This window comes from Promicromonospora kroppenstedtii DSM 19349 (assembly GCF_000515355.1).
GTDB classification, from domain to species: Bacteria; Actinomycetota; Actinomycetes; order Actinomycetales; family Cellulomonadaceae; genus Promicromonospora; species Promicromonospora kroppenstedtii.
This window is the reverse complement of record NZ_KI911684.1, coordinates 1,412-3,825: the sequence shown is the minus strand read 5'-3', so window position 1 is coordinate 3,825 and position 2,414 is coordinate 1,412. Positions and strand designations below refer to the sequence as shown.

Below are 2,414 nucleotides of genomic sequence, written 5' to 3'. Positions count from 1 at the left end.
CGCGGGCTCCTCGGCCCGGACGCCGCCTGCCGGCGCCGGCGTCGCGACCATGCGCTGCTGCGCGCCCGCGAACGGCCCCCAGTGCAGCACCCCGCGCAGTGCCAGGGTGACGATCAGGTGGTACCCGCGCTGCCCCTCGATCGGTATGCCGGCCTGCTGCCACCGGTCGATCATCTCGGCACGCGTGAGCCCGCCGTCCGACACCGCGAGGGCTTCCCGGGTGACGGCCTCCGCCCGGTCCACGATCGCGTCGTCCAGGCCCTCGACCTCACGGACCCGCCGGCCCTGGCGCGTCACACGCTCGCCCGTGAGCGAGACGAGCGCCGCCAGGTCGGCGGGTGTGGTCGCGAAGAGGGTGCCGCGCTGCGTCCACCCGCGGACCAGGGTGCCGTCGTCGAACGCGGCGCGGACGTCGTCCACCGTGGTACCGGGGCGGGAGCGGACCGCGACGGCTCGCAGCACGGCGGGCAGGTCCTGCCCCTGCAGGGCGACCATCCGGCGCACGACGTCGGCCGGCGACGCCGTGCTCGGCCCGTCGGGCAGCACCAGGCCCTGCGTGTGCAGGCGCAGCCGGCGCGCGGCGTCGGGGGAGAGGTCGGTCGGTCCGGAGGGCATGCGGGAAGGTTACGACGAGCCTGTGACACGCACCGGGCCCGCGCCGTCGTGGCCGGTGACGCGGTCCTGAGCCGCACGCCAGTGACGCCGTGTCACGTGCGGGGCCGGCGGGATGTCATGGGTGAGACGTGACGCCTTCGCACTGGCACGCGGGCTCCGGGCCCGGTGGGATCTAGGCATGACCTCGACACCAGCGCGCGACGTCGACCGTCCGGAGCCGACCCCGCCGGGCCGGGTGATGCGTGTGTCCGTGCTGACGATCGCCGTGGCCTTCCTGGCGGCCGCCGTGGCACCGACGACGGCGTTCCCGCGGACCGGTGACCTGCCGGAACGCGATGGGGCCTGTGGGGCGCCGGGGGCCTGAGCAGGTCCCGTGAGGCCCGTCGTCCCGCGGATCGAGCCCCGCATTTGTCATGGTCAAGACCCGCTAGACCTAGGCTAAACTCGGCTCGCTTGCCTCCGTAGCTCAGCTGGATAGAGCGGGTCACTTCTAATGACTAGGTCGCGGGTTCGAATCCTGCCGGGGGCACTGGTCTGCTGTCGTCGAGCGTTGTCGGCTCGCCCCGACGGCGCGCACGAATCGTCGGTTTCCGTATACCTACCAGGCGCTACGGCTTGGCAGAACGATCTTGACCTATCAGGATGAAGCCGTGACTTCAGGAACACGCTCCGCAGTGCTCGGCCGTCGGGGTGGTGTGGACCCGAACGTTGCGGAGCAGCTCGGATTCACCGTGCACGACGTCGTGCAGGACCTGCGCCGCGACGTCGCCTCGGCGACCCTGCCCCTGCCGGTCGACGGCGCCGAGGAGGCCGAGGCGTCCCGTGAACGCCTCCTGGCGCAGCTCGACGAGCACCTGCTCCCGCGCCTCGCCGAGCTGTCGAGTCCCGCCGTCGTGGTGCTCGCCGGCTCCACGGGCGCCGGCAAGTCCACGCTCTTCAACAGCCTCCTGCAGGAGGAGGTGTCCGAGGCCGGGGTGCTGCGGCCCACCACCCGCGAACCCGTGGTGGGCGTGCACCCGCGCGACGTGGACACGCTGACGGCGGGCCCCGTCACGGAGCTGGCCCGCCTGGTCAAGCACGAGGGCGTCCCGCGCGGCACCGCGCTGATGGACGCCCCGGACCTCGACTCCTTCCTCAAGGAGAACCGCTCGACGGCGCACCAGCTCCTGGAGGCGGCCGACCTCTGGCTGTTCGTCACCACGGCCGCCCGCTACGGCGACGCCCTGCCCTGGCAGGCGCTCGACCGTGCCAAGGAGCGCGGCGCGAGCGTCGCGATGGTGCTCAACCGGGTGCCCAAGGAGAACCTGACGACGATCCGCGCCGACCTCAACGCCCGCCTGCGGGAGCGCGGCATGAAGGACGTCCCGCTGTTCATCGTGCCCGACGTCGGCCCGCACGAGGGCCTGCTCGACCCCCAGCTGGTGGCGCCCATCCAGCGCTGGCTCAACCTGATGGCCGGACCCGAGCGCTCGCGCACCGTGATCCTGCGCACCCTCAAGGGCGCGCTCGGCGCCCTGCCCGACTGGGTCATGGGACTCGTCACCGCGGTGGAGCAGCAGGGCACCGCCGCCTTCGACCTCCGCAACACCGTCCAGTCCGTGGTCCCGGACGAGCAGCTCGCCGCACGCACCGCCGTCCTGTCCGGTACCGCGGGCGAGGGCACCGTGGCCGCACGGTTCGCGGAGATCGCCAGCACCGACCGCATCTCCCGGGTCACGGTCCGCGACGGCATCGCCCGCACCACCAGGCGTGCGGGCAAGGCCCGCGAGACCGCGCTGCTCCGGCTGCGCGAGGAGGTC

General features: G+C 73.1%; 3 protein-coding genes and 1 tRNA gene. 3 read left to right on the top strand and 1 reads right to left on the bottom strand.

Going from position 1 to position 2,414, the window contains the following annotated elements:
- A partial coding sequence (locus PROKR_RS14560) for a DNA glycosylase AlkZ-like family protein (RefSeq protein WP_211240141.1) occupies nt 1-615 on the bottom strand: 615 nt, incomplete at its 3' end.
- A 178-nt stretch (nt 616-793) separates the two neighbouring features.
- On the opposite strand from PROKR_RS14560, the gene PROKR_RS14555 reads away from it, so the two are divergent.
- From PROKR_RS14555 to PROKR_RS14545, 3 genes are all read left to right on the top strand, one after another.
- Complete coding sequence (locus PROKR_RS14555; protein WP_036964383.1) at nt 794-979, top strand: hypothetical protein; 186 nt, start codon at nt 794-796, stop codon at nt 977-979.
- Between the two features lie 91 nt (nt 980-1,070).
- A tRNA-Arg gene (locus PROKR_RS14550) sits at nt 1,071-1,144 on the top strand.
- Nucleotides 1,145-1,265: 121 nt separating this feature from the next.
- Nucleotides 1,266-2,414, top strand: a 1,149-nt coding sequence (locus PROKR_RS14545) for a GTPase (RefSeq protein ID WP_245605835.1), incomplete at its 3' end; no start/stop codon positions are given.

Coding starts and splice junctions, on each gene's coding strand:
- PROKR_RS14555 (WP_036964383.1), top strand. CDS start 794: ATGACCTCGACACCAGCGCGCGACGTCGACCGTCCGGAGCCGACCCCG.